This is a genomic window from Nesterenkonia salmonea (genome assembly GCF_005771525.1).
Lineage (GTDB): Bacteria > Actinomycetota > Actinomycetes > Actinomycetales > Micrococcaceae > Nesterenkonia > Nesterenkonia salmonea.
The window spans coordinates 1-4,509 of sequence record NZ_VAVZ01000076.1 but is presented as its reverse complement, the minus strand read 5'-3'; the positions used below and the strand labels follow the sequence as shown (position 1 = coordinate 4,509).

The window sequence follows — 4,509 nt, the reverse complement described above, 5'->3', positions numbered from 1 at the left end:
CCGCCGGCTGCGCCGCTGAAAAGATTAACCGGCCAATAGCCCAAAAGAACCCCAATTAGCCGGATAATGCTACGACAACTCCATGATCGAAGCGTTCTGGTCCAGGATGCAGGTCGAACTTCTCGATACCCGTATCTGGAACACGCGTGTGGAACTGGCCAACGCGATCTTCGAATATCTCGAGATCTGGCACAACCGCCAGCGCCGGCATGGCCGCCTTGGCTGGGTCACGCCCATAGAATATGAACGTAATCGGATCATCACCGCGGCATGAGAACCAAGAAATTATGACGCCACGGAACTCAGGACGGACCAGAGTCTCCATCAAACCCAGGGCGGTTCAATCCATTGGCCGCACTCCTTCTTGGTGAGTCGAGACACTTCCTACTCATTACATCTGACATTTCGCAGAAGCAGAAGCGGGTGCCTACTGAAGGGACATATTCGCGGCTCGCTTCAAAGCCATTCTCGATAAGAGATCATGAAGCATCTGTGAGCGTGGCCAACAAACCCCTCCGTCCTCCCAGAACATCTATCCACGCTGCGGGCTCTCTCGTTCTAAGGTGTACTCATGCCACGCCGTTTTCAAACGTTCCCGGAAGTCGCCGAAAAGCTGGCCGCGAGCGACCAACGAATTCGCGCCCTACTCCGGTACGGGGACCTCGAAGGTGTCCAGATCGGCGGCCGCGGACAATGGCGTATCGAAGACGTGAAGTTGGAGGAATACATCGAACGGATGTATGCGGAGTAGCGGCGTGAGTGACACGTGAAGCCTCTCCCCGCCCAGGGCAGCGAGGGGAGAGACCGCGCTACTGATCTATAACTTCAATTTCGGTGGGCGCTAAGGAGCTGACTCGAGGGAGTGCCCGGTCCATACGAGGTCTGGGCTCGGCAATTGAGCATTTCGAGCTGCCGATTGCTGCTTACAAGTCGAAGCAGCTACCCCTGGCATTACAATTTGGGTCGAAGCCGTCCCGCACGAGAACCGACTCAGTTGAGGGCTCTCATAAGGCTGGTGGCGCAACAGTTGCCTCCTTGCTCGGGCGGTTCTGGATCGTCGCCTCATAAGGCCTGACTTTGGTCACTTAGTGCGGTGGCGTTGGCAGGTCGAGTGCTTGGAGGATCTGTTTGGCTTCTGGTGTCAGGGCTGCCGGGACGGCGATGAGCTCACCGCGGATATTCAGCACTGCTTCTCGCAGTGGTTGAAGAGTGTTGAGGACTTTCTTGATGCTCATCTGTGTCCGCGCCTGGATATGTCGAGAGATGGCCAGGGCGCAGAACACGACGGTGAGGTGAGCTTCGATGCTTTCTCGTGTGTGGTGGAAGATCGGCCGGGCAGCCAGATCTGATTTGGCCATGCGGAAGCTGGCCTCAACTTCAAACAACGAGTGATAAGCAGTGATCACTTCTGCCCCGGTCATGGTCTCTTCGCTGGCGCTGGTGACGTAGCCTTTGAGTCCGAAGTAGTACTGGGCACGTTTGGCGGCTTCGTAGTCCACGGCAAGGGTTTTTGGTCCGCCGCCGGTGAGGAACCGTGCCCGGCGTTGCTGTTTGCGCCCAGCGGCGATGTCTTCAGCGCGCTGGATTTGTAGGGTCTGGTTCCGACGGTCGCGCTGTTCACGTTTATGCCGGTATTGCCAGACTGCTCGGCGCTTCGATGAGGCCACGTTCTTCTTCAACTGTGTGGTGGCCTCGATGATCTCACCATCAGCGAAGTAATTCCCCCGAGCTGCGAAGGTCTCTGCCAAGTCATAGGGGGCTTTCGAAGACCGTGTGCCGACCACGTACTGGTAGCCGGCCTCCTCCAGAGCAGTGAGGTTGGCCCAGGAGAGCATGCCCGCATCAGCGACGACCAGCATGTTCTCCACACCGTGGCGGGCCCGGAAAGCATCCAGGACAGGGATGATGGTGTGAGTCTCAGCGGTATTGCCTTCGAAGCAGTGCACATCCAACGGGAACCCGGTCTTATCCACCAACAGGCCGACCACCACCTGTGGGTCGACACGGCGCTCCTTCGAATAACCAACCTTGCGGGTGTCGTCTTCTTCATCTGTCTCGAAATACAGGGTGGTCACGTCGTAGAGCACCACACTGAGCGCACCAGCCCCGGCAGCGAAGTCGTAGGCGGCCCGGCAGGCTGCCTCCCGCCAGCCAGCGCTTCCGTGGTGGCTCAGGTGGCGCCACATCGTTTTGTCCGAGACCACCTCTGTGACATCGAGGCTGCGCAGATGCGCCATAGTCGCTGTCTTTGACCCCGGGGCGAGGACCCGGCCGATGACCAGCTGTTTGAACGCCTGGCTATCAATCACGGACTCGAAACCCAGGCAGGCATAGACCCCGGAGAGCACATCCCACAGCAGTCGGGGACGCGAGCCCACCGCAGAGGCACCAGAATCTACGACACTGGCTGTCTTCTTCACTTCAACGTCCGGCACTGAAGGTTCTACCAGACCCTCGAGATCGAAGACCTGCTGACCCGCATCAATCTTCTGCCGCCCGAGATGCTCAAGCACAGCAATCTCCGCATCAGAATGAGCTGAACCCAAGTGCTCAATGATCCGGCGCTGACCATGCCGATACTCCACCAACTGCACCGCAGTGGCCCCTGATGCTGTCTTGACCCGCCTGATCCTCACCCACCAAGTCTATTTAGTGCGGTCACCGGCCCCTGAAAACCCCGGAAACAAGCCAATCCAAAGCCCCCAACCCACCAAAATCACCTCACGTGACCAAAGTCAGGGGCGGTTCTGGATCGTCGCCTCATAAGGTGAGTCAAGAATGCTGATTTAGGTTGCAGGCACAGTAGAGCCGGAGATCTATAGTGGAGTACTTATGGGGACTCTCGGATTTGTTGAACCGCTAGAGTCGGTTGAGGAGATCTGTCTTCTTTGAAGTAAACTCTTCGTCGGACAGAACACCTGCGGCATGCAGCTCACCGAGTTTCTTGATCTGTTCGATTACGTCACTTTGTTGACCTGTAGGCGCAGGGACCGCGGCAGGTGTTGTTAGAGCCGGTGCCAATGCGGGCGCCGCCAGTCCGCCCAATACACCCCGTCCGGCAACTTCTAGTCCCAGCGCTACTCGGTCTTCACTTCGCCCCATCCCACCTGTGGTCTTTAGGGTGTGCACCCGCCTTTCGGTCACGAGCGTAAGGAAGACAGTGCGCTTCTCCCTCGAACCGAGATAGTTGACGCCACCTGTCATCAAGCCAACCATCGCGCGACCGCCAGCGCTCTTGTCCTGAACTTGGAAAGAGTGCTTGATGGACTTCAACTTTTCGTATGGAGTCGAATCCGAGATGAAACCGGCGACACGGACATAACCACCGTCGTAGATTTCGATCGTCGAGCCAGCGAACCGTTGTGTTGTCACAAGGTTCCCTGCTGTTTCGCGCGCCTGCATCGCACGCGCTTTGGCTTCTTCAGCCGCCTTCTTCCCGTCAGCGATCGTTTTCGCCCAGAACCCCTGCTTCCTACCTGAATCGGGGGTTGCATCATTGTTCATGGCACTATTATGCCTGTAACGACGAGGTTCGTAACTGTCTGGCCGGGTAGTAATGGAAATGATCAAGGGGAATCGTGGGACCACTCACAGAAGACCAGCGTCAAGAGGTCACTGTGCGTCGACTGGGCACTGAAGGCTCAGACCTCGCTGTCTTCGATTTTCAGGGGGAGCTGCGAGAGAAGATTCTCTCCAATCTTCGCGAGAGCTACCTGACGACGGGGAGCTATGTCCCGGGTGCCAAAGCGGTGTCTCCGCAGGGCGCAATGTCCATCGCTGTCGCCGGTGCGGCGACTGGTGCTACGGCGGTGTCGGGGGCGTTCTCCTCGACGCTCTACATGGCCACGGCGAATCCCACTACGCTCATGTCTCTGGGTAACGGTGTTGGCAGTGCGGTGATGGGCGCTGGCGGGATCGTGAGTCAGGCACCATTCATTCCTGTGGCGAGTTCACTGCCGATAGTCGCGCCGGTCCTCGCCATTCAGGCGCTGAATACCGCAGTGATGATGCAGCAGTTCAAACAAGTTGATCGGAAACTCGACTCAATCAAGACCACGCTGGACGAGGCTATCGCCAGGATCGAGGTGACCCACGTGGGCGAGCTGTTCGCAGCATCCAGGGTCGTCGACGACGTGTACCGGCAGTACGGCCTCGAAGGGTCGTTCTCGAACGATATGCTCATGCGCTTGGCGTTGGCGGAGCGGGACATTGGTGGGTTGGCCATGAGGTCCCGCCTCCTGGTTCAAGCGCGAGATGTCACCATCATTGATGAGCCCACCAAGTTCGAGCAGGTGAAGTATGACGACCACAGTGCGATGCTGGCCTCTCTAACCCAACTGCGAATTTCCTATCTCCGCGTTTGCGTCGACATGCAAGAGAACCCGAATTCAGTTAATTCGTCCGTGGATGAGCTGAAGTGCAGCATCGACGAGGGGATAAAAGGCTCTTCACAATTGAGGGTGTAACCCCGGACTGGGGGCGGATGGGCGCGTCGGTCGTCGGATTAGG

5 protein-coding genes are annotated in these 4,509 nt (G+C 57.8%); 3 read left to right on the top strand and 2 right to left on the bottom strand.

Annotated elements, in window-relative coordinates:
* Positions 1 to 82: 82 nt before the first annotated feature.
* A complete protein-coding gene (locus FEF26_RS15085) occupies positions 83 to 274 on the top strand; it encodes an IS3 family transposase (RefSeq protein WP_138254360.1) in 192 nt (63 codons plus the stop codon).
* Between the two features lie 297 nt (positions 275 to 571).
* On the top strand, positions 572 to 751 hold the full coding sequence (locus FEF26_RS15080) for a helix-turn-helix domain-containing protein (RefSeq protein ID WP_138254359.1): 180 nt from the start codon (positions 572 to 574) through the stop codon (positions 749 to 751).
* A gap of 334 nt (positions 752 to 1,085) precedes the next feature.
* Here FEF26_RS15080 and FEF26_RS15075 read toward each other — a convergent pair whose 3' ends face one another.
* A complete protein-coding gene (locus FEF26_RS15075) occupies positions 1,086 to 2,636 on the bottom strand; it encodes an IS1634 family transposase (protein WP_138254358.1) in 1,551 nt (516 codons plus the stop codon).
* Between the two features lie 223 nt (positions 2,637 to 2,859).
* Entirely contained in the window at positions 2,860 to 3,504 is a 645-nt protein-coding gene (locus FEF26_RS15070; RefSeq protein WP_138254357.1) for an SHOCT domain-containing protein, read from the bottom strand.
* A 74-nt stretch (positions 3,505 to 3,578) separates the two neighbouring features.
* Here FEF26_RS15070 and FEF26_RS15065 point away from each other — a divergent pair, with 74 nt between their 5' ends.
* Entirely contained in the window at positions 3,579 to 4,466 is an 888-nt protein-coding gene (locus FEF26_RS15065) for a hypothetical protein (RefSeq protein WP_138254356.1), read from the top strand.
* Positions 4,467 to 4,509: the final 43 nt, after the last annotated feature.